20 protein-coding genes and 1 tRNA gene are annotated in these 22,760 nt (G+C 42.0%); 12 read left to right on the top strand and 9 right to left on the bottom strand.

Annotated elements, in window-relative coordinates; all coding sequences use genetic code 11:
* The first annotated feature begins 106 nt into the window (after positions 1 to 106).
* Positions 107 to 1,918 (top strand): SulP family inorganic anion transporter, encoded by a 1,812-nt coding sequence (locus EES38_RS01300; protein ID WP_124935364.1) that lies wholly within the window; start codon positions 107 to 109, stop codon positions 1,916 to 1,918.
* A gap of 7 nt (positions 1,919 to 1,925) precedes the next feature.
* On the opposite strand, the gene EES38_RS01295 is transcribed toward EES38_RS01300, so the two are convergent.
* Entirely contained in the window at positions 1,926 to 2,534 is a 609-nt protein-coding gene (locus EES38_RS01295) for a LysE family translocator (RefSeq protein ID WP_124935363.1), read from the bottom strand.
* 26 nt (positions 2,535 to 2,560) lie between these two features.
* On the bottom strand, positions 2,561 to 3,316 hold the full coding sequence (locus EES38_RS01290) for an AraC family transcriptional regulator (protein ID WP_243694124.1): 756 nt from the start codon (positions 3,314 to 3,316) through the stop codon (positions 2,561 to 2,563).
* A gap of 224 nt (positions 3,317 to 3,540) precedes the next feature.
* Between EES38_RS01290 and EES38_RS01285 the strand changes: the two genes are divergently transcribed.
* The 3 genes from EES38_RS01285 to EES38_RS01275 all read left to right on the top strand — a co-directional run bounded on the left by EES38_RS01285 (position 3,541) and on the right by EES38_RS01275 (position 6,488).
* Positions 3,541 to 4,473, top strand: a complete 933-nt coding sequence (locus EES38_RS01285) for an AraC family transcriptional regulator (protein WP_124935361.1) — start codon at positions 3,541 to 3,543, stop codon at positions 4,471 to 4,473.
* A 138-nt stretch (positions 4,474 to 4,611) separates the two neighbouring features.
* Positions 4,612 to 5,598, top strand: coding sequence for a quinone oxidoreductase family protein (locus tag EES38_RS01280; protein WP_124935360.1), 987 nt, complete (start codon positions 4,612 to 4,614; stop codon positions 5,596 to 5,598).
* Between the two features lie 5 nt (positions 5,599 to 5,603).
* Positions 5,604 to 6,488, top strand: a complete 885-nt coding sequence (locus EES38_RS01275; protein ID WP_124935359.1) for an arginase family protein — start codon at positions 5,604 to 5,606, stop codon at positions 6,486 to 6,488.
* Between the two features lie 70 nt (positions 6,489 to 6,558).
* Here EES38_RS01275 and EES38_RS01270 read toward each other — a convergent pair.
* A tRNA-Leu gene (locus EES38_RS01270) sits at positions 6,559 to 6,645 on the bottom strand.
* 246 nt (positions 6,646 to 6,891) lie between these two features.
* Here EES38_RS01270 and EES38_RS01265 point away from each other — a divergent pair.
* Together EES38_RS01265 and EES38_RS01260 are read left to right on the top strand one after the other, a co-directional pair.
* Positions 6,892 to 7,338: a thioredoxin domain-containing protein gene (locus EES38_RS01265; RefSeq protein WP_124935358.1), complete on the top strand. Its 447-nt coding sequence runs from the start codon at positions 6,892 to 6,894 to the stop codon at positions 7,336 to 7,338.
* A 131-nt stretch (positions 7,339 to 7,469) separates the two neighbouring features.
* Positions 7,470 to 8,228, top strand: a complete 759-nt coding sequence (locus EES38_RS01260) for a transporter substrate-binding domain-containing protein (RefSeq protein ID WP_124935357.1) — start codon at positions 7,470 to 7,472, stop codon at positions 8,226 to 8,228.
* A 52-nt stretch (positions 8,229 to 8,280) separates the two neighbouring features.
* Here the strand turns inward: EES38_RS01260 and EES38_RS01255 are convergent, their stop codons facing one another.
* Positions 8,281 to 10,311: an extracellular solute-binding protein gene (locus EES38_RS01255; protein WP_166434185.1), complete on the bottom strand. Its 2,031-nt coding sequence runs from the start codon at positions 10,309 to 10,311 to the stop codon at positions 8,281 to 8,283.
* 319 nt (positions 10,312 to 10,630) lie between these two features.
* On the opposite strand from EES38_RS01255, the gene EES38_RS01250 reads away from it, so the two are divergent.
* The 4 genes from EES38_RS01250 to EES38_RS01235 are packed head-to-tail and all read left to right on the top strand — an operon-like array spanning position 10,631 to position 13,754.
* Complete coding sequence (locus EES38_RS01250; RefSeq protein WP_124935355.1) at positions 10,631 to 11,866, top strand: ABC transporter substrate-binding protein; 1,236 nt, start codon at positions 10,631 to 10,633, stop codon at positions 11,864 to 11,866.
* Positions 11,866 to 12,552: a GTP-binding protein gene (locus tag EES38_RS01245; protein WP_124935354.1), complete on the top strand. Its 687-nt coding sequence runs from the start codon at positions 11,866 to 11,868 to the stop codon at positions 12,550 to 12,552. The genes EES38_RS01250 and EES38_RS01245 overlap by 1 nt, the downstream gene beginning before the upstream one ends.
* The gene (locus tag EES38_RS01240; protein ID WP_124935353.1) at positions 12,549 to 13,577 is read left to right on the top strand and encodes an ATP-binding cassette domain-containing protein; all 1,029 of its coding nucleotides are present in this window, start codon (positions 12,549 to 12,551) and stop codon (positions 13,575 to 13,577) included. Before EES38_RS01245 ends, EES38_RS01240 begins: the two co-directional genes overlap by 4 nt.
* Positions 13,578 to 13,586: 9 nt before the next feature.
* Entirely contained in the window at positions 13,587 to 13,754 is a 168-nt protein-coding gene (locus tag EES38_RS01235) for a 4Fe-4S dicluster domain-containing protein (protein WP_124935352.1), read from the top strand.
* Here EES38_RS01235 and EES38_RS01230 read toward each other — a convergent pair whose 3' ends face one another.
* The 5 genes from EES38_RS01230 to iolG all read right to left on the bottom strand — a co-directional run bounded on the left by EES38_RS01230 (position 13,755) and on the right by iolG (position 20,252).
* Positions 13,755 to 15,683, bottom strand: coding sequence for a sensor domain-containing diguanylate cyclase (locus EES38_RS01230; protein WP_124935351.1), 1,929 nt, complete (start codon positions 15,681 to 15,683; stop codon positions 13,755 to 13,757).
* Positions 15,684 to 15,864: 181 nt separating this feature from the next.
* A complete protein-coding gene (locus tag EES38_RS01225; RefSeq protein ID WP_439333234.1) occupies positions 15,865 to 16,194 on the bottom strand; it encodes a DUF2750 domain-containing protein in 330 nt (109 codons plus the stop codon).
* A 261-nt stretch (positions 16,195 to 16,455) separates the two neighbouring features.
* Positions 16,456 to 17,352: a myo-inosose-2 dehydratase gene (gene iolE / locus EES38_RS01220; RefSeq protein WP_124935349.1), complete on the bottom strand. Its 897-nt coding sequence runs from the start codon at positions 17,350 to 17,352 to the stop codon at positions 16,456 to 16,458.
* A gap of 108 nt (positions 17,353 to 17,460) precedes the next feature.
* Positions 17,461 to 19,173: a solute:sodium symporter family transporter gene (locus EES38_RS01215; RefSeq protein ID WP_124935348.1), complete on the bottom strand. Its 1,713-nt coding sequence runs from the start codon at positions 19,171 to 19,173 to the stop codon at positions 17,461 to 17,463.
* Between the two features lie 92 nt (positions 19,174 to 19,265).
* Positions 19,266 to 20,252, bottom strand: a complete 987-nt coding sequence (gene iolG, locus EES38_RS01210; RefSeq protein ID WP_124935347.1) for an inositol 2-dehydrogenase — start codon at positions 20,250 to 20,252, stop codon at positions 19,266 to 19,268.
* Between the two features lie 339 nt (positions 20,253 to 20,591).
* On the opposite strand from iolG, the gene EES38_RS01205 reads away from it, so the two are divergent.
* Both EES38_RS01205 and EES38_RS01200 read left to right on the top strand, forming a co-directional pair.
* A complete protein-coding gene (locus tag EES38_RS01205; RefSeq protein ID WP_243694123.1) occupies positions 20,592 to 21,437 on the top strand; it encodes an AraC family transcriptional regulator in 846 nt (281 codons plus the stop codon).
* 206 nt (positions 21,438 to 21,643) lie between these two features.
* Positions 21,644 to 22,759 carry a Gfo/Idh/MocA family protein gene (locus EES38_RS01200; protein WP_124935346.1) on the top strand — a complete coding sequence of 372 codons (1,116 nt, stop codon included), beginning with the start codon at positions 21,644 to 21,646 and terminating at the stop codon, positions 22,757 to 22,759.
* The last annotated feature ends 1 nt before the right edge of the window (position 22,760 follow it).

Raw genomic sequence — 22,760 nt, 5'->3', positions numbered from 1 at the left:
AATTGTAGCCCCTGCTTTTGAGCTGGGGCTTTGTCATTAGGCTCTGATCTTTATCGTATTTCACCGTTTTGACTGATAGTTTGCTCACGGAAGCACAGACCAAACCATGTATACTTTACAGTATGCTAAACGTATATGTGAGTGCAATTTTTTGGCTAAAATACTCTTCTCTCAATGGTTTCCCGGACTGGCTCAACTGAGACAGTATGATCGAGGATGGCTAACAAACGACATTCGAGCGGCTTTCTCGGTGGTTGCTGTTGCTTTGCCCGTGGCGATTGCCTATGCGCAGTTGACAGGTGTTTCTGCCATTATTGGGTTGTATTCCTGTGTTCTGCCCATGCTCGTCTATGCTGCGATGGGAACATCAAGACAACTGATCGTAGGACCAGATGCGGCAACTTGTGCAGTGATCGCTGCGGTTGTCACTCCGTTAGCGGCAGGCGATCCGACAAAACACTGGCAGCTCGTTATCACCATGACCGCAATGACAGGGGTGTGGTGTGTCCTTGCGAGCCGTCTGAACCTAGGTATTTTTGCAGACTTTCTTTCGCGCCCAATTTTGCTCGGCTTACTCAACGGTGTCGCCTTAACTATCATTGTGAGTCAGTTTGCCAAAGTCGTGGGCTTGAAGTTTGAACAGCGATATTTGCTCGAAAGATTGTGGGAGACTCCACAGTTACTCACCATGCTACATTGGCCGACAGTGATGCTGAGCGTTGTGACTCTGATTATTTATCTGGCAACCAAACGCTTGCGGCCTACCTGGCCCGCAGCCATGCTGGCGATTGCAGTGACAACAGCATCCGTCTGGCTTATGGATTTACAGAATGTCGGGGTCGCTGTCGTTGGGCCTACTCAGGGAGGATTGCCAACATTTCAAACTCCTGAGTTTGCTTTTGGTGAGTTGCGTGAGTTGGTTATCCCTGCGCTCAACCTTGCTATTGTTAGCTTCGTAAGTATGATGCTGACTGCGCGTAGCTTTGCTGCCAAAAACGGCTATGATATTGATGCCAACATAGAATTTAGGGCGCTAGGGTTTGCCAATATTGCTGCCGCTTTTTCGCAGGGATTTGCAATTAGTGGTGCAGACTCTCGTACTGCTGTGAATGATGCTAATGGCGGAAAATCACAACTAGTTTCGATTATCGCCGCTCTTTCTATCGCAGTAATCGCCATATTTATTTACCAGCCTCTACAGTTCATTCCGATATCATCTTTAGGTGTGGTTTTGATCATTGCTTCATTATCTTTATTAGATTTGAAGTCTATTTGGGGATTAAAAAAGCGCGACAAGGATGCTTTTTACTTGGCAAGCATTACCTTCATTTCTGTCCTGATTATCGGCGTTATACCTGGAATAACTCTCGCTGTTTTGCTGGGTCTCTTTCAATTTCTTCGAATCGTCATGCGGCCAAGTGATCAGATCTTGGGATTGGATGAAAAAGGCACTATTCGTACCCTTGACGGTTCTGGAAAAGCGGCCGAAATTCCGGGAATGGTACTCTATCGCTTTAATTCTCCACTCACTTATTTTAATGCGCCTTATTTTAAGCGCCGACTGCTTGAGCAAGCTGAAAAGTCAAAAGATGTTGGCTGTGTTGTTGTCGATGCTGTTTCGAGTTTCACTCATCTTGACTTAAGTGTCATGGCAACTATCGCTGACGTACATGACATTCTTAAGAAACGCGGTATTCGTTTGGTGCTAGCAGGACGCAAGCGCCGGTTGCGTCAATGGTGTGAATTAACGGGGATCAGTACAAAAGATGGCGGAGTGTTACTTCGTGCGGATATGTATTTGGCAATAAAATTAAGTGGGTATTATCTCCATGCTGTTGATGAGGGACAGGTTCCTGCTGTTCAAAAGGAACCTGATTTAGAGGAAGGCACAAAGACTGTAAGGGAAGAAGTAGCGTAGTATTTGGCTACAACAATGGAACAATGCCGTAGTAATAGCCGATATCTACGGCAACAATAAGCAGTATCGTGGACATAGCATAGTTAAATAAGCTAAACCAATGTTGCTGATGAATTCTATTGCCAATTATCTGACCCGCGATGGCATAACTGCCTGGTGCTCCAAAGGCGAGGATAGCAAGTAGCATTGACCAAAGTGGTATTAGATGACCCTCTATACCAGCTGCGGGGAATTGGATTGTTGCTATGGGTAACGTTGCAATCATGCCTTTAGGGTTAAACAGTTGCATCCATAAACCATCAAAAAATGATAGGTCTTTAAGAGAGTGTTCGTTACTCTCTTCTGAAATATTCACCCTTGATTTGGCGATCTTGTAGGCGATATAGAGGATGTAACTGCTTCCTATCAAGCTCATAAAAGGCAAAATATTTAATGTAGTGATCAATCTTCCTACGAAACTTAAACACATGAAAAGAATAAACATAGCGCAGCCGACGCCAGCGAAAAAGCCGACATGTGCTTTTGTTTTACCTAAGATACCACAGCGTAATCCGAGTAAATTGACAGGACCGGGCGAGTACATAATGCCAAGGGCATACGCAAGAATAGCGAGCATGATTAACTCCAGAAAAATGTATCGATTTAAGCGAAAAGTTGGGTTTGTAGTTGCTTTGGTGTGATGCCAAACATTCGTTTGAAGTGTCTATTTAAGTGACTGTGGTCAGAAAAACCCGAGTGAAAGCTGACGTCTTGTAAAGAGAGGCCTTGCAAAAGTAAATTACGGGCCTGATTGACTCTGCAATTCACAACGTATTGATGTGGCGTTATGCCAAATTGATGTTTGAACGCACGAATAAAATGATACTTCGACATACTCGCACTAGACGCAATATCATCAATCGAAATATCAGCACTTAGGTTTTCTTGTACAAAGTTCTTTGCTCTGTTTAAGAGCGTATCATTGCGGCGTGTTTCTATATTTGTCACACGTTGACCTGATACCTTGACGAGCTCTGTGGCAATATCGAGTAGGGCACTTTCATGTTCGATTTTTGAGCTATTTTGCTGATGTATAAGCTGGTACATATTGAGTATGTACTGACGCAATTGAGTATTCTCTACTAGAGGCTTATCAAATCGTAGGACATGGTTTGTGGCCACTCCTACAGCTTTAAAGAGTGGTTGTATCTCATTAGGATGTATATAAAGCATGGAATAGCGAAGTGGTTGAGATAGGCCAGAATGTCCATCATGAACTGCTTCTGGATTGAAAAGCATAACACCACCCGCAGGACTTTTATGATAGGAATCTTGATAAAAGAAATCCTGGCGGCCTTCTAGCGTTACACCAAGAGAATATTCTTCATGAGCATGCTTCGAATAACTAAAATCACTCATCTTAGCGCCGAGAGCGGTTACCCTATGTAGCTCTCTGTTATTGATAAAATGAAACTGATTTTCTTTGATCACCACAGAACCTTAATCTTAGCTTTAGTAATGAACATACTATAGTTGAGTCAGAACACGAAAACTTGAACAAAATTGCTGAGATGAAAATTAACCTAAACATGCTAATCCGCCCAGTGTAAACTTAACACTTAATAATAATTTGGTTTTCTATTATGAGTCGAACATTTTCAACCCACGATGTACGTACAGAGGATAGCTTTGATTATTGGCAAAATCTCATCTGTACAACGTATTCGGCGCCAACTGATAATAAAAACCTAACGCAAGGTAAGTTTGAAGGCTCTTTGCTTGTTAAGTCACTTGGAGCGAGTGCGCTTATGACGCGTATTCAATCAACGCCGATAGAATATAACGAGAGTGATGCGGAAACCTATAACGATAACTATTTTATCTGTTATTCAATGTGTGAAGTGGCTTACCTGACTCAAGATGGTTCTACATCTGAACAACGCATTGGCGATATCGTTGTTTATGATAACAACAAACCATTTTCCTACGCATTTCCCAAAGGAGACAATCAGATCGTCATTTCTGTCCCTCACAGTATTATGAATACGAAAGTTGACCATATTGGACTGATATTAAATAAGACGTTGAAAGCCGATCAAACTCTCAGTCAGTTCATTGGGAACATGATTATTCAGGCTTGGGAAATGGAGGAACAGGACAACGTGATTGGTGACACGGTTTTGTTCTCTATTCTTGATGTTTTAAATGTGGCATATCAGGTTGTGTTGGGATCGATTAACTCGAGAATAGCAAGCAATCAGGCCGATAATATTTCGCGTGTTGAAGACTATATATTAAGTCACTTGGGGGATCATGAGCTGTCCGTAGAGAAAATATCCTTTAATGTCCATATGTCTTCTCGAACGATTAGCAGACTGTTCAGTAAAAAAGGTACCTCAGTCATGAAATGGGTCTGGGCTCAAAGACTTAAGATGTGTCATAAGACATTACTTTCTGGTCAATATAAAACTGTTAGCGAAGTTGCCTACCAATATGGCTTCTCTAATATGGCTCATTTCAGCAAACTGTTTAAAGAGACCTACGGTGTGAGTCCGTCAAATCTACGTGAAATATAACGAATCTGACATTCTGGGAATAGAATCTGGCATGCAGAGAATAACGCCTTTCTCAACTATTCATCGATAATATTCGACACGAAACGATAGCTCTGTTGAGCTGTCGGTGTTTTATCACTCCCAGAGTCGAGGTTATTAATGAAAGCTCTTGTTGCAACAGCCTTTGGCGTAACTCCTGAAATGGTGATTGAAGAACGACCATCACAGGAAGTAAAGCCTGGTTTCACTAAAGTGAGAATGCATGCCGCAACGGTCAATCCTCTCTCTCAACAAATACGTACTAACAATGTTCCCGCAGCAAAGGCTCCCTTAGTTTTAAGCAATGATGGTTCAGGTGTTGTGCTCGAAAGTGAGGTATTTGCTATTGGGAGCAAAGTTGCGATCTATGGTGGTGGATCCCTAGGTATTACGGAAGATGGATTGCAGCAACAGGAAGTTGTTGTAGAGAATAAGTGGATCGTAGAACTACCCAATAACATAAGCCTAGATGAAGCCGCAGCCATTCCAATTAACTACGTTTCAGCCTTTCAAGCTATTCATCGTGTAGGACAGTTTAAAAAGGAACAAACAGCACTCATATCTGGCGCTTCTGGTTCGTTAGGTAATGCTCTCATTCAACTTGTAAAAGCAGCTGGTGGTAAAGCTATCGCTGTGGTTTCTACATCAGATAAGGTTGCAAACGCTAAACAGTCTGGAGCGGATGATGTCATTGACCTTTCGTCACAGGATTTGGTGGAAGCCACAAAGTCACTAACCAATGGTGTGGGGGCCGATATTGCATTTGACCCGGTTGCTGGTCCTGTTTTAGGACAGTTACTAAGTGCCTTGAAAACCCGTGGTGCTGTCGTATCAATTGGCTTCGCTGGAGGCCAGACAGCAGAAATCGACGTAGTTGATGTAGTCGTTTATGAGAAGAAGCTGCTTGGCTTTGATGCCCATTTAGAAACAGATGAAGACGTCAAGTTCGTCTTTGAGCAGCTTAAAGAATTGATTAAACACGGTAAAGTTAAACCAAGAATCGATAGCGTTTATACCCTGAATCAATATCAAGAGGCGTATGACCATCTGATATCAAGAAAAGCTCAGGGTACGATTTTATTGCGTCTCCAAGATGCTAAGGAATAAATTTTATGTCTAATACTAATGAGAACCGTACATTAAGACTTGTTTTCCCTCAGTGGCAGGGGGGGAATAATCCACCGTATTTTTTTGGTGCACAGCTTTTAAACTGGTTAGCACCACAGACTGATGGACCTGTTGAGCATGTCGATGTCGATGAACCAACAAATACACCGTTGCAAAATGAAGATGGTCTTGTAGCAAGAAATGCGTTGTTAAAACAGCTACGAGATGCACGTGCGAAAATTGAGAAACATGATCCGGAGAAAATTGTTGTCATCGGCGGAGATTGTTTGGTCGACCTAGCGCCATTTGCCTATCTTAATGAAAAATATGACGGTGAACTGGCTATTTTGTGGGTTGATGCGCACCCGGATATTATGACTCCTGAGCAATTTGAGCATGCCCACGCCCAGGTTCTGGGAAACCTATTGGGGTATGGCGATGCTCAGTTTGTTGAGCATGTAAAAGCGCCTATAAAAGCACAAAACGTTTGCTATCTAGGGGTAAATGATGCCTCAGATTGGGAACAAGGGCGTATGTCTGAGCTTGGATTACGAAATGTAAGTCCTAAGCAATTGAGAGAAGAAGGTAGCACTCCTCTAATCGAATGGTTCAAATCGACAGGTGCTAAACATCTTGCTATTCATTTGGATTTGGACGTTTTAGATCCTGAGTTATTCCACTCGTTACTCTTTTCAAACGTTGAGTATGACCCGAAAATGTTTGATGGTGTTGCCAAAGGTAAGTTAAGCATGCGTGAAGTGATTGCTGCTTTGGCTGATGTTTCTAATATCTCTGATATTGTCGGTATTGGTGTGGCTGAATATCTACCTTGGGACTCTCTTGCATTAAAAACAATGCTTGAAAAGTTACCGTTAATCGGAAAAGCTTGATAGCAATTTAGAATATAATTTATTGATTTAAAATAAAAAAGCCCGTTTTAAGAACGGGCTTTTTTGTATTTGGTGCAGATGGGGAGACTTGAACTCCCACGGCCGTGAGGCCACTAGCACCTGAAGCTAGCGTGTCTACCAATTCCACCACATCTGCGTGCTCGCTAATATCCTGCTAAACCATTTATGTGAAAAGTGGCACATATATGAAAGGTGATTTGAATCACAATTTTTTGCATTAATTGGTTGTTATTTAATCTTTATTAGCGAGTTAGCCTCTTTTTAATGCATGGTTTATATATCACTAAGGACAATTACGCATGCAAATAACGGCGCGAATTTTGATAGAGCTATTATTCATTAGCGGTTAACTTACAATTAAATGCAAAAGGGAATCTATGTAATGGCAAAAGTAACCTTCTATCAAAAGCCTGGCTGTATAAATAACACCAAACAAATAAAGCTACTAAAAGCCGCAGGGCATGAAGTTGAAGAACGGGATCTACTGAAGAAAGAGTGGAGTGTGGCGGAGCTACAACGTTTTTTTGCAAAAAGTAAATCCATTGCAGACTGTTTTAACCGAACCTCACCTGCGGTTAAGAGTGGTGCTATTGTTCCTGAGTTACTTAGCGAAGAAAAGGCTTTCGCTGTCATGATAGCCAACCCCATCTTAGTTAAACGTCCACTAATGATTATTGATGACGTGTATTTCATACAGGGATTTGATGCCGGCTTTATCGATGACCTTATCGGATTGACTGCCTTAGAAGGATGTGAAGACAAAGTCGCAAGGCTAAGAAGTCAGGATCTGGAAACTTGTCCTAACTCAGTGAAAGAACGGGAAAATTAAGTTCGGATATGTAAATTTAAAATGACAGTTTTATAAATTATTTTATTGGTGCTAGCTATGTCGGAGCTGAAATTATTCATGTTATAACTAATGATTAACACATTGATTACATAGTACAAGGATGAATAATAATGCTAAAACGTAGTTTTGTATTGCTGCTATCACTGGTTTCCATGTGGGCACAGGCGGATTTGTTAACAGATATTCAGGAAAGAGGGTATATCCGAGTTGGTACGACGGGTGATTACAAGCCTTTTAGCTATTATGATGGAAAGGATTTCTCTGGATATGATATTGATATAGCGAAATATTTTTCTAAAGAGCTGAATGTTGAAGTTAGATTTGTTCAGACGAGCTGGAAGGAACTTGTACCTGATCTGGAAGCTGGAAAATATGATATTGCAATGGGTGGTATTACTCGTCGAACCAGTCGCCAATTGGCTGCCGAGCAAACTCAGGGTTATATGACGTTTGGTAAATTATTTTTAGCGAAAGCTGGTCATGGTAGTTCTTATGACACGTTGGAAAAGGTCAACCTCCCATCGGTAAAAGTTGGTGTGAATATTGGTGGTACGAACGAGAAATTTGCCGAGCAGTATCTACCCAATTCAACATTGGTTAAGTTTGAAAATAATCTTGATGTACCAAAGGCCGTCATCGCTGGCGATGTTGATGTCATGGTTACCGAAACGCCAGAGGCTCTTTTTTATCAAACAACAAACAGTGCTTTAGAAGCCGTTCGCAAGGACAACCCTTTTACTAAAAGTCAGTTTGGCTATCTAATTCCAAAAGGAGAGCAGCGCCTGCTGAATACCATAAACTTTCTAATGGATGAGCTTAAGTTAAAGGGTATTGATAAAGAATTAATGCACAAGAACCAGTTAATGTAAACGCTCCATTTCAATTCATCAGGTCCTTTCCCTACAAAGAAAGGACCGCTTTCTATTCGTCAAAATAACCTGCGGACTCCATCTGTTGTTGTGTAGTTTGCTGCGAATATTTTAAGGCATCTGAAACTGAAAGTTTTCCTTCCAGCATTTTTGCCATGTATTGTCCTACCTGCGCTCCAATAGATACGAATTCCGGGATACTGACATATTGAATGCTGTTATAAGGTACTAGCTGAGACACCGCATTTTCACTCGACGCGCGTTGTATAGCTTGGTAAACAAAGTCGGAAAATGGAGCGGCTTTTTGATACTCCTTGGAATGATAAGTTGAAAATCGGGTACCAGGAGGAACTGAAGTCCAGCGGTTTATTTCACCAACATGCTGAATGTACGCTTTGCTTGTTGCCCACTCAATAAACTTTTGTGCTGCTAATTTATGTTTTGAAAGTTGGGAGATTGCCAAAGACCAAGACCATAGCCAGCTTGATGTAAGGACCTGCTTAGGGGAAGATGTAAACCCAACACTATTTGATACTTCGGATAATTCAGGATTAAAAAGATACCCAGCCGCAACAGTTGCATCGATCCAGAGCGCACAGCGGCCTGATGCAAACAGCTGTAAATTTTCGTGATATCCATTTTTACTAGCGCTTGGTGGACCGTAGTTTTTCAGTATATCCCTATAGAAGGTAACGGCCTTTTTCCATGCGAGAGAATCTAGTTGTGGGTGCCAGTTATTATCAAACCAACGGCCTCCAAACGCGTTCGCAAAAGAAGTAATGATTGACGTGTTTTCTCCCCAGTCTGCTTTGCCCCGAAGGCAGATACCGTAAGTCCCTTTCTCTGGATTATGCAGTTCACTGGCTAGCCGTTCGATATCAGAAAAGGAGGGTTCGATAGGCATGACAAGATTCTTCTTTGCTAGCAGGTCTTTACGGTAATAAGTCATGATACTTTCGACATAAAATGGTAGAGCGTAAAGATCGCTATCGTAAGATAAAGCGTCTCTGACACTCGGAAATATATCGTTAATATCATAAGAGTCAGACAATTTGTCTAATTTATGTAACCATCCATTTTTGGCCCAGATAGGCACTTCATAATTACCTATCGTCATGACATCGAACTGACCGTCAGAAAGGGCCTGATCGGTTAATAGGCGTCTACGTAAAACTGTTTCATCCATTACCCTCCAGTCAATTTTTATATCAGGATGAAGGGTTTCAAACTCACTAATATGCGAGCGCATAATGGTCATGTCGCTATTTTTTAACGTACCGACTGTGAGGTGTATTTTCTCGTCGTCACGATTAGGTTTAGGACGAAGTCCGTACTGCTCCTGGATGGATATGAGTGTTCCGTCTTCAACCAATTTGGCTAATCCATTGTTGAAGACGCGGGATAAATTTTCACTTCTTGGGCTGGATTTTAAAAAACCAACGTGGAAACTTTTATGTGCCAGTGGGGGCTCGAGAAATTCCAGTTGACCAATATAGTTTGGACGAGAAGACAGCATCAAAAACGCCGCCGTATACTTATCGGTTAGCATAAAATCGACTCTATCTGAGAAGAGCATGTCTAGCGCCTGAAGCCCTTGCCCCACATTGATAAGTCGAATAGAAGAGTTAAGATCTAATTCTGCTAAGAGATGACTTCCTCTGATTTGAGCCACTGTTTTACCTGTCAGGTCGTCAAATTGTTGCGATACTGAACGGTTGAGAGTAGGACCACTTTCGTCTCTTTTCTTCAGTAACCCAATCTGCCCTCCAGGGAATCCATCTGACATGATCAGCTGTGAATCGTCGAATTCACTATCGTAGAGTGGCATGAGCCCGTCATATTTGCCCTGCGATGCTAACGCTACAGCCCTAGACCAAGGGTAAAAAGCTACATTGAGTTGGTAACCTTCTCTTTTAAAAGCTTGTTTTACTACCTGAAATGCGTAGCCATATTCGAGTTGTGTCTGGCTTATATAGGGTGACCGCTCTCCGGTTACCAAAGTTACTGTGTTGGCAAATGTCGCTAATGGAATAATGAACAGCCCCGATAAAAGGATGAATATATATTTATTGGCTAAACGCATATTTTCTCCCATTAAACTTTTGCCCTTAAGTATAGTTTGAGTAACAAACGTACAAATATAAGCGTCGAAAAATGTGAAATCTGTTGGTCCTGTATACCTCTGGTCATAAACATGACAAACGTTGATATGTATCCGACAATCGAAAGTCTTTTCGTCTCGAGTTGATTTGGTAAGTTGTTATGATGAAGATAGTTTTGGTAAAATGGCTAATATTATCATTTGGTTATAATCGATCCGTCTAGGAAACTTCCTTTGAAATTGATTGGTATGTTTCATGCAGTTTTTATTTGAACTCATCAAGCAAGCGTAAAGGGATTTCATGGCTCATGAACTTAATGTGGATTGGAAAATAGCCGACATTGTCAACGCGTATCCAGAAAGCATCAGCGTCTTCATTCGATTTGGTCTTGATGCGTTGGTCAGTGAAAGCGGACTTAATGCCTTAGGGCCATTTTTGTCTCTGTCTACGGCACTTCATACGCGAAAAATAGATGAACAGGAATTTGTTAATGCACTTACGAGTGCGTTACAAAAATTACCGGAATTAGAAGCGCCGGGACTCGACAGCACTAAAAATCAAAGTGGTTTGACCTTGTTAGCTCTGATGCCATGTGGATTAAAAGTCCCATTTAGTCGCGATGTGTCCAGTTTTATGTCCGAATTAACGAAGTTGGATAAAAGTCTTGATATTAAGTACGCAGTTGAAGGCAATTTAAATCAGGAATTGTCGTACTATTCTTACGTTCCTCAAATAACGTCACCCGATGAATTGCCTGATATCATCGTATCATCTGATTTTAATACGTTTTATGGGCACGATTTCCAGCAGAAGTTTGTAAACAACGGTATTTATACCGGATATGGACAATTTGAACTGAGCCCTAGTTTTAAAGAAGCCGGAATTTCCGATCCCATGGGGCGATATAGCGTGTTAGGCGTAAATCCCTTAGTCATTGTCGTTAATAAAGATCAATTGCAGGGTAGGCCAGAACCCACATCATGGGCCGACTTGCTTCATCCTCGCTGGCGAGCAAGTATTACATTGCGGGGTGGAAATGAATTCTTCTGTCATGCGGTATTACTTCCAACGTACCTACGCCATGGAAATGATGGTCTCAAAGCTCTGGCTGACAATGTGCGTCAAGGATTACACCCCTCCCAAATGGTAAAACAAATCGATAAGAATGCCCCGGGTGCTATCTATGTTATGCCGGAATTCTTTGCTCATCGCGTCAAGAATCAACAGCGCTTAAATATCGTTTGGCCACAAGAAGGAGCGCTGGCGAGTCCGGTAACGCTCCAAGTTAAATCTGCAAAAATTGATCAACTAAAACCGATCCTTGATTATTTAGTGGGAGAGGACTTGGCAAAGACTTTAGGCAGCGCTAGATTTCCTGTGCCTCACGCCCAGGTCGTCAACGATGTTCAGAGCAAGCCGCTTATGTGGTTAGGTTGGGATTTTCTTCGGTCACGGGATTTGCTATCCGTAAACAGCGATATAGATAAAGTCTTTCTGCAAAGAGCGATAGATGCAATAGCTGAGGCGGATGCGTAATGAAAATGGTGACGTTCGCGGGACCACCATCGAGCGGTAAAACGTCGGTAATTTTACGCACAGTCGTTCCGTTATCGGAACAGGGGCTCAAAGTCGGTGTGATCAAATTTGATTGCCTGACGAGTGATGACCAGCAACGTTACACTCAAGCGGGAATTACGGTTAAAACAGGACTGGCTGGCGGGTTATGCCCAGACCACTTTTTTATATCCAATATTGAAGCTGCCGTGCAGTGGGGATTGAGGGAAAAACTCGATTTATTAGTGAGTGAAAGCGCTGGTTTATGTAATCGCTGTTCACCTCATATAAAAGGAGTCCTTTCTGTGTGCGTATTGGATCATTTAAGCGGTGTTCATACACCCCGTAAAATTGGCCCAATGCTTAAGCATGCAGATATTGCGGTATTAACCAAGGGAGATATCGTGTCTCAGGCTGAAAGGGAAGTGTTTGCGTTTCGGGTTAAGCAGGTGAGTCCGAAAGCCGCAATCATGCCTGTTAATGGTTTAACCGGGCAAGGACACCTTCTTTTACAGAGACAATTATTGACCGCGCCAGATGTCAATTCGCTTAATGATTATCGACTCCGCTTCGTGATGCCTGCTGCTTTATGCTCGTATTGTTTAGGTGAAACCCGAATTGGTCCTGATTGCCAAATTGGCAATGTTAAAACGATGGACTTCTCATGATGATCAATATGACTAAATGTACAACACGCGACCTATGCAATGACTATCCCTTTATTTACGATTTTTTTTCATCGCTAAACATTGAGTTTACACCCAGTGCCGTAACACTGGGATCGTTTATTGAAGACATTCCTCAATCGCAATTAGAGCCATTTTTCTTAACCAAAGATACGTTGCTTCATCAGTGCATTGAATTTGTTGAGCAGATGCTGGTATTTCAGGAAAATGATAAGTTTAAAATCGCCCAAGTTACTATCAAGGCTGGATTTGATAAAAGTGGTGAAAGAGAAAAGCAGGATATTGAATTACGTTGTGGCGAAGTCATTTGTGTCGTTGGGCCCACTGGTTCAGGGAAAAGCCAACTCCTTGCTGATATTGAAAGTCTTGCTCAATTAGACACTCCCTCAAAGCGTCAGGTGTTGTTAAATCACCAAGTTCCTGATGAGCATATGCGTATGAGCGGCGATCAGCAACTGGTCGCTCAGCTTTCGCAAAATATGAATTTTGTCATGGATCTGAGTGTGGAAGAATTTATCACCATGCATGCTGAGAGCCGCATGGTAAAAGAGATACCATCCACCGTAACTCAGGTATACGAATTAGCAACGGATCTTGCAGGAGAACCTTTTACACTTAACACTCCCGTAACGGCGCTTTCTGGTGGGCAATCAAGAGCGTTAATGATTGCGGATGTGGCATGCCTAAGTGCTTCACCGATTGTCCTTATCGATGAGATTGAAAATGCAGGTGTTGATCGTAGAAGAGCGCTCGAACTATTAGTGAAGAAAGAAAAAATGGTCTTGATGGCGACACATGATCCACTACTCGCATTGTCTGGTGATCGACGAATTATTATTCGAAATGGAGGTATTGCCGCGGTTCTCGAAACAAGTGAACAAGAGAAGCTCGCTGTATCTGAGTTGGTGAAGCTCGATGCGTTTCTTGGCTCAATGCGGAACAAAGTGCGACTTGGCGAGAGGATTGCATTTGATTTATTACAAGCTGGCCTGAATTTTAAAGACTAGGGAGCGGAAATGTTTACAATCCAACCTCAATGTGATTCTTGTGGAGAATGCAGGGAATGTTGTCCAATAGACGGAGCAATAGATGAGGGAAGTCCATATACAATCAATACCGACCTTTGCGCTGAATGCGGTGCATGTGTTGACGAATGCTCGCAACAGGCAATCGTCGAACAATAGTTATGATGAATGCAGAGTAGTATCACCGTGAAAAACCTCAGCTCGATTTCGGCCATTATTTTTGGCTGAGTATAGTGCTTTATCTGCTCGTTCAAGAATCATGTCCGTGCTGGAGTCACTCGGTTTTATTTGTGTTAAACCGATGCTGATAGTACAGGAAATTAAGTCACCTTCAGAAACCAACGTTGCTTGTTCTACCCTTGTTCTTAGTCTATTGGCAAAATGTAGGGCGGACTCTTCAGAAGTACCAGTGAGAATAAGTCCAAACTCTTCACCACCAAGACGGCCTGCAATATCAACCTTTCTAATTTCATCTTTAATAATAGATGCAACTGTTACCAGCATTTTATCCCCCATACCATGACCGTATGTATCGTTTATGACCTTAAAATCGTCTAAATCGAGCATCGCAACAGTGATCAACGACTGCGGTTGACGAACACATCGTTCGAGTTCCACATCCAGTCGCTCCATAAACACACGTCGCGTTGGAAGCTGAGTAAGAGTATCTGTGGACGCCAACCGATGAAGCTCATTTTCTAATCTTAAACGTTCAGTGATATCGCGTGACGAGGCATAAAAAAGGTCTTCACCCTCGTTGGTGTGAATCCATTTGCAATGTATTTCAACATCGAAAATAGATCCGTCTTTTCTCTTGTGCTTAGTCTCTAGTGTTCTTGGTTCGTTGGTGAATGAGTTCATCGCTGCGATAATTTCATCTTTCGGTATCATGGCATCCCAATCACTCACATTCAGTTTTGACATTTCATCTTGCGAGTAGCCAAGCATTTTCGCAAAAGATTCACTGAAAACAACGATATTGCCATTTTTGTCGAGAACGTGGATGCCATCGCTTGCCATATCCATAAAGACTTGGTTTTTAATGAGAAGATTGTTTACCTGTTGATTGAGTTTCGTAAGTTCTACGATATGTTTTTCTCTCTCTCGGTAGTCGGTAAAAAGTCTGTTTAACAAAAGAGAAAAAATAACGCCAAACACAATCATGATTAAGACAGTTAGAGCGGAACTGTAAAGCAGTTTTTTAGAAGACAGCGCTTTCTGAAAAATTGAATACTCGTCTTTTAACGCCAGAATTAAAAATAGGTTCTGTTGATTTGGTAAACTCAACTCTCTTGAGAAGAATCCATTTCCCTGGAAAGTGTGGTTTTGTATCACTTGATCAAATTCAGGCAACTCACTTTTAATGCTTTGTTTATCGGTATAGCTGCTCCAATTTCTTTCACTATCGTGATGCAATAATATTTCCCCGTCTCTGTCTGTGAGTATCAAATCATAGAGAGGCGTATCGCTCAGTCGATCAAATAATGGCTGCATAAAATAATTCACCAAAAGAATACCAGCGAACTCATTTTTATTGGATATTGGTAGCACTGAGCGAAGAGTGGGTTTAAATGGTATCTCAACTCTGCCATTATCTTCGTTTAGATCGATATTTGAAAACCAGACTTTATTGAGAGGCTGCTTTTTTGAATCAAAGAAGAAATAGCGATGCGCTTTATTTTGTAATGCAGAATCAGCCACAATCTTAGCGTTATCGCCAATTCTATCTCGATCAATGCGAATAACTTCCATGCCATTTTGATCAATAAAGCGAATTTTCATTATGTCTTGCTGACTTTGAGCTAACGCAAGGGCAAGCTGTTTTAGTGGCTCTGCGGATGAATTGTAGAAAAATTGGCTGAAGGCATCGCTATTATGAATAGCAAGAAGCGTCACTTTGGAACGGTCAAAAAACTGATCAAATACGAGTTGGCGTTCAGCTGATTTTTTTGCTGCGTTAGCTAAAGCGATTGTTTCAGTTTGGCCTGACTGAATAAACTGGCGAGTGATCACGTCCGTCGCAAATATAAGCGACCCGAAAGTGAGCATGACAAGTAATAATTTATAAAGGCTACTATGCAATTGCATGAACTTCTCAATAGTAATTCCAATTATCAGTATCAATCATAAAATATATGATTCGAAGAAGTTGCTCTGTTATTTGGTTAAACAGAGTCGTTATTATGATTATTTAGCTAACTGATATTTGAATAGTCTTAGATTAGACAAAATTAATGGACGTCACAAGTTAACGCCCATAATTGATTCATTATTTGCGTTTGTTTTCGCGTTTTTGCAGTTCGAACTCAAATTCATCTGGGTAAAGTACGATTCCTTCACCATTTATATCAGGAAAGACAATAATAGAGAGTTCATCTTGCTCAAGACCCATTGTCCAACGACTTTTCCACTTCGCTATTGATATGGATTCTGCCTTAAAACCCTCCCAGTCTCCAGTCGCCCATTGCTCTGCATGAGCAGCGCTTGGCCAGACAGGAACGCAATCGTCTTCTTCCGCAGTCATGAGAACGCTGCCATGCTCATCAATTAAAAGCCAAATCTTCAACTCTGCGGCAACAGTTTTAAAAAATTGGTTCATACGTTCGCTTGGATCTTTTGGAAGGTTTTCGAGAGAGACTAATTCAGTCATTTACTGCCCTTAATAGCGGTATTTGGTTGAGTTAGGGCAAGTATAACGGGATATTGATCGGTTTATGAAATTTTTCTTAGTTGCTTTGTAGTCAAGTTGTTGAAAGTGTCTTATAAACCAGAGTTAGGCGAGGAAAGGTCGTAACAGAAATCTTTTTAAAAAGAATATCAGTCTGTCACCTAAGTCTTCGATGGCAGACTGGAAAGTGTATCAAAGATCGGCAACATCTCTGATATATTGACGAGCTTTTTGCGCATATTCGAGAGGATCAGCAGTTGCAGGGTCTTGTTCAGCTTCGACCACCATCCAACCTTCGTAGCCATTTTGATCAAGAATATCGAACACCGGTTTAAAGTTGATGACTCCGTCACCTGGAACTGTGAAAGCACCCAGTCTTACACCATCGAGAAAACTGCGATGTTCTGCAATAACCTGTTGGCGTTTTTCGTCACGAATATCTTTTAGGTGGACGTGAGGGATGCGTTTTACGTATTTACTCAAAACATCAATAATCGCTTGCTGATTACCTTCAGAGTAATAAATATGTCCCGTATCTAATAGCAGACCCACTTCATTATCCGTTATTTCCATAAAGCGGTCGATTTCCGCAGGAGTTTGAATTGCTGTTCCCATATGGTGGTGTAGGCATACCTGCATGCCTTTTTCCGCGGCAAGCTTGGCTAATTTGTTATATCCCTCAGCGACGCGTTGCCATTGCTTATCATCAAAGCTTGGTTTTTCATCAAATACTGCTTTGTCTGTGCCCTGAATACTGCCACTTTGTTCAGAGCAGCCGATAACTTTTGCGCCCATTTCATATAAAAAATTCATATGAGAAAGGAAGCCGTTAATGGTTTCGTCTTCTTTACCATCAGCAAAGAATGTACTAAACCAAGCATTACAAATTTGAATACCACGCAGTTGCAATTTTTCTTTTAACAGTGCGGTATCACGTGGGTATTTATTGCCGACTTCACTTCCTGTAAAGCCAGCGAGAGCCATCTCACTCACGCATTGTGCGAAGGTGTTTTCGCCTCCCAGACTAGGCAGATCGTCATTGGTCCATGCGATAGGAGCGATGCCTAATTTCACTTTATTTTTATCCATTGATGTTCTCCAATTTTATTTGTTTACCGGAGAAACTGGCGTTTCTCCGGTTATTGTTATTGGTTATTTGCCAAAAGTATGACTTCCAGCGAAACTCTAAGAAAATAATTAGTGTTCTATTTGTTGCTGCTCTTCATCCTTGTTCATACGAGGGCTATTCACTAGCGCTTTTGCGATTGAGCCGAAGATGTAGATCAGAGCAATCGTCGCCAAGATGTAGTACACAGTGAGTACCCAATCTGGTTTGTTTTCTGCGAGAAAGACATACATAGAGACAGAAGCCAGACAAACTAGGGTTGCAACAGGTTTGCCCATATTCCATGGTTTGATGTCTACTTGTTCAGTGTAAACATCTTCGTAGGCTTCTTTTTGTGGATAGAAGTAGCCTACAGTTAGCATGAACGCTACGTTTAGCAAGAACAGAATGCCCACTAGATGGAAGAAGTGCAGATCTATTTTGATAACAAAGTTGAATAGGATATAGGCTGCCATACCAAAGACTAAACCAAGTTTTGCCGCGATTGCTGGAACGCGTTTAGTCAGTAGACCAACTAATACGACGCTAAGAATAGGCGCGTTGAAGATACCTTGTAATTGTTGAATCAGGTAGAACAATCCGTCTGGTGCGTTGGCAACTAACGGAGCCACACCCATGGCGACAAAAGCTAAGCCCAGGCCAAGGTATTTACCCAATTTTACTGTTTGAGCTTCAGAAGCCTGAGGGTTTAAAGATTTTTTATAGATGTTAACGGTAAACAGGGTTACAGATGAGTTTAGACCACCGCTGAAGGTAGAAAAAACAGCACCGACAACCACTGCAGCGAAGAAGCCCACTAATACTTCAGGAAGAATCAGATGGACCAACGCTGGGTAAGCATTATCTGGGTTATCAAGTTGTCCGTTAAAAATATGATAGGCAATGATACCTGGCAATATAATGATCGATGGAACAACCAGTTTAAAGAATGCACAAAGCAGTACACCTTTTTGACCTTCAGCGAGGTTTTTAGCGCCCAATGCTTTTTGTACGATCGACTGGTTAGTACACCAGAAGAACATATTAGAGATAATTAAGCCTGTAAACAGAGTTGAGAACGGGACTAAAGAGTCACTACTACCGATAGAATTAAACTTATCTGGGTGACTTTCATACACTTCAACCAAGCCGCTCCAAATGTTTCCATCACCTACATAAGCGAGAGCGAAACAGGTTACCATCAAACCACCAGTGATAAGACCCACACCATTTACAGTATCGGCAACGGCGATAGCTTTAATGCCACCAAATACCGCATAAACAGTACCTAATAGGCCTACACCCCAAACCATAAACCACAGCGCTGTTGTTTTATCGATACTGAAAACATTGGATACCTGGAACAGGCTTTCTAAAGCCAAAGCACCGGTATAAAGAACGATAGGAAGTAACGAAATAACATACATTGCAAGGAATAGAATGGATGTAATAGTTAAAGTTTGTTTGTCAAAACGTCTTTCTAAGTACTCTGGAATTGAAGATATACCTAACTTCAGATACTTAGGTAAAAAGTACATAGCGAATAGGACAATGGTTAATGCAGCCATAACTTCCCACGCCATTACGATGAACCCCGTACGGAAAGATAAGCCGTTTAGTCCCACTAAGTGTTCAGTGGACATGTTCATCAGTAGCATAGAACCACCGATGTAAACGCCAGTCAGAGAGCGACCACCAAGGAAATAACCTTCTGAGGAATCAGTAAGGTGTGCGTTGTGGGTTTTTCGGTAAGCTATGTAAGCAACTAGCCCCGTAAACGCCAGAAAAGATAAGAGAGATAACATAGAACCTCCAGATCCGTTGTTTTCACGTTATTTGAATAGACTGATTTATTGGATAAATAAACCGGCGGCAATGTCGCCGGTAGTTTCGATTTTTATAATTTTATTTCTTTGCCTGTTTTTAACGATTCCAGTGCTTTATCGGCTAACAGTAAGGCTTGCTGTCCGTCATAGCCGCTGCATTGTGGCGTCGCTTCTCCTGCGATAACGTCAACGAAATGACTCCATTCAGCTTGATAAGCGGATGCGTATCTTTGCAGGAAGAAAAACTCTGGTTTTGCAGAAACACAGCCATCATCGGTCCACTGTTCTACTGCGTTTTCGTTGATATTTTTCGCTTGAAGAAGTCCTTTTTCACCATGAAGTTCAATTCGTTGGTCATAACCATAGCCAGAACGACGACTGTTGGTAATCGTTGCCATGGCACCTGAAGGGAATTTCATAACGATGAAAGCGGTATCGATATCACCAGCCTGACCAATCGCAGGATCAACCAAATTGCTGCCCTGAGCGTAAATAGAAACAGGATCTTCACCCATGATGAATCGGGCCATATCAAAGTCATGGATAGTCATATCGCGGAACATTCCGCCAGACACTTTTACGTATTCTGCTGGTGGAGGTGATGGATCGCGAGAGGTAATAATCAGCGATTCGGCTTTGCCAATCGACCCTAGGCCAAGTAGTTCTTTGACACGTTTAAACTGAGGGTCATAACGGCGATTGAAACCGACGAACAATGGTACGTTGTATTGCTTCACCACTTCCAGACACTCTTTTACTCGCTCCATATCTAAGTGTATTGGCTTTTCACAAAAGATAGCTTTGCCTGCTTTTGCTGCGAGACTAATCAGCTCAGCATGAGTATCTGTCGCTGAAGCGATAAGTACCGCATTAACGTTTGGATCTTTTAGAGCTTCGTCGGTCGTTTGCTGTTTAGCGCCGTATTTACTACAGAGCTTTTCTGCATTTTCTCCATATGGGTCAACCACAGAATATAAACAAGTTTGTGGGTGATTTGCGATATTAGCGGAGTGAACCTGACCGATTCTTCCTGCGCCAAATAGTGCAACGTTGAACATAATGTACCTCCGAATAGATTCTTAATAATGTCGATTCCGGCGACATTAAAAATAAAGTTCGGAATAAAATATTCCCTAGTGTCACTGACAAATTACGTTGTTTTTAGTGATGCAAACTCATCATTTATCTTGGCGCGTTATTGATTAAATAACGTACTGTAAATACTCACCACAACATAAAATATAGTTATGGTGATTTGTCATCATCATCAAACCCCTTAATTTGCTCGAGGTCACATTTTTATCCGTAATTGTGATGCTGGGCATAAAATGTAATATTTGCATTAGGTTAATCCCTGACCAGCCCTGATATCATGGTATCCAAACCTAAAAACGTACATGTCTGAAACTATGCAAAAATTGTCTGAAATCACTATAGATGAATTGAAAGAGGTCTATTTTGGCGATATCAAGTATCCTGTAGGGGGGACACAAGGCCCGAGAATTCAAAGGGGAATCCAGTTTTTCCACCTATTAAGTGGGCAAGTAACATTTGAGATCGAAGAATTTGAAATACATCTCAATCCTGGCGATTTCTGCGTGTTGCTCCCGGGGCGCCATGAGTTTCACCGGTTTAGTCAAACTGAAGAAAGTGTCCATACCTGGTGTCAGTTAGATTTTTACGGGAATACAGATCATTTGCGTCTTCAGCTAGAACCTGTTCCGCCAAAAGTAGAAGCGAATAGCGATATTATTCGTTATATGGATTTGGGATTATCTCTAACGCGCTCGCCAGAGTTAGATACTCACGATGCTTTACTTGAATTAGGAAAGTCGTTGCTGCGTTATTACATCAATTACGCTTTTCGCTTGGCATCGCCAGATGAGGCCAAGCCTCCTTTACCGCGTAGTGTATTGTTGGCGTGTGACTTCATTAGCCGCAATATCACCCAGCCGCTAACGCTACCTGTAATAGCGGATGCAGCGCACGTGTCGGTAAATCACTTGATTCATCTATTCCGTACGCACTTATCGATAACGCCGATGAGGTATCTTTGGCGCATCCGATGCGAACGCGCTACGGTGATATTGGGTAATACGAACAACATTCCAATAGCGCACATAGCGGAGCAGATGGGATTTAGCTCACCGTATCATTTCTCCCGAGTTTTTAAGCAAAATTTTGGTATTTCACCCTTACAATTTCGCAAGCAGAAAGAGCACCGACATCAAAGAGAAGACTAGAAATTGGCTGCAATAGTTTGGGTGTGATACGTATCGACTCATAGTGAAAAGCGGAATTTCAGACAAATTATGAATCATTCCAGACATGTACGAATGCCGATCCACACCTTTACCATAGAGCCCGTGAAATCCAATAACGTACGGTGAGATAACGTCAAAGCTGCCGTATAAAAAGTAAGTTCAAAAAAATAAGGGACAATTTATCTATGGCTACACTACGTGTCGGAATGATTGGTTCGGGGTACATGGGCAAAGCACATGCGATCGCTTATCGTAATGCCTCCGCGGTATTCAAACTTTCTGCGAAGGTTGAATGTGAAATGCTCGCGGATGTGGATATGGAGCTAGCTGAACAAAAAGCGACAGAGTTAGGCTTCAATCGCTTTACAGATGATTGGCAGCAGTTAGTTAAAGATCCTAATGTTGATATTGTTGATATATGTGCACCTAACTTTTTACACAAAGATATCGCGCTAGCCGCCATTGCGAATGGAAAACATGTTTATTCTGAGAAACCACTGGCACTCAATTCTGTTGATGCGCAAGGAATGACGGAGGCAGCAGAGAAAGCGGGAGTTAAGACACTCGTTGGTTTTAATTACATCAAGAATCCAACGGTGCAACTTGCCAAGCAGATCATTGAGAATGGTGAGATAGGGGGCGTTGTTCATTTTAGAGGAACCTTTAATGAAGATTATCTTGCTGATCCAAACGAACCTTTTAGTTGGCGCTTAAAACGAGAGTTTTCCGGAACGGGTGCTTTGGGTGATATGGGCTCTCATATCATCAATATGGCTCAGTATCTGGTGTCACCATTAAGTTCTTTGTGCGCGGATATGACCACTGTTCATCAAACAAGAAACGACGTGAACGGTCATCAAGGAAACGTCGAAAATGACGATCAAGTCCATATGATGGTGCGTTTTAGTAATGGCGCGATAGGAACGATCGAGTCCTCCCGTATTGCCTGGGGGCGTAAAAATGGACTCTGGTTTGAGGTCAATGGGACTAAGGGCACCATTATCTATGATCAGGAACGCTTATCAGAATTGCGCTTGTACATTTCTGACGATCAGCATGGCCGACAAGGTTTTCGTACGATTTTAACCGGTCCTGCCCATCCCGATTACCAGCATTTTTGTGTCTCTGCAGGTCATGGACTCGGTTATAACGACATGAAAGCGGTAGAGATTCGGGACTTAATCGAGGGCATCGCTACAAATACACCGATGTGGCCAGATTTCAGAGCCGCATGGGATGTGACGAAAGTGATTGATGCAGCAGAAACATCGTATCAACGGAAGGCTTGGGTGGACCTCTAGT

It is taken from the genome of Vibrio viridaestus (genome assembly GCF_003856525.1).
GTDB lineage: Bacteria > Pseudomonadota > Gammaproteobacteria > Enterobacterales > Vibrionaceae > Vibrio > Vibrio viridaestus.
This window is presented reverse-complemented; position numbering and strand designations above follow the sequence as displayed.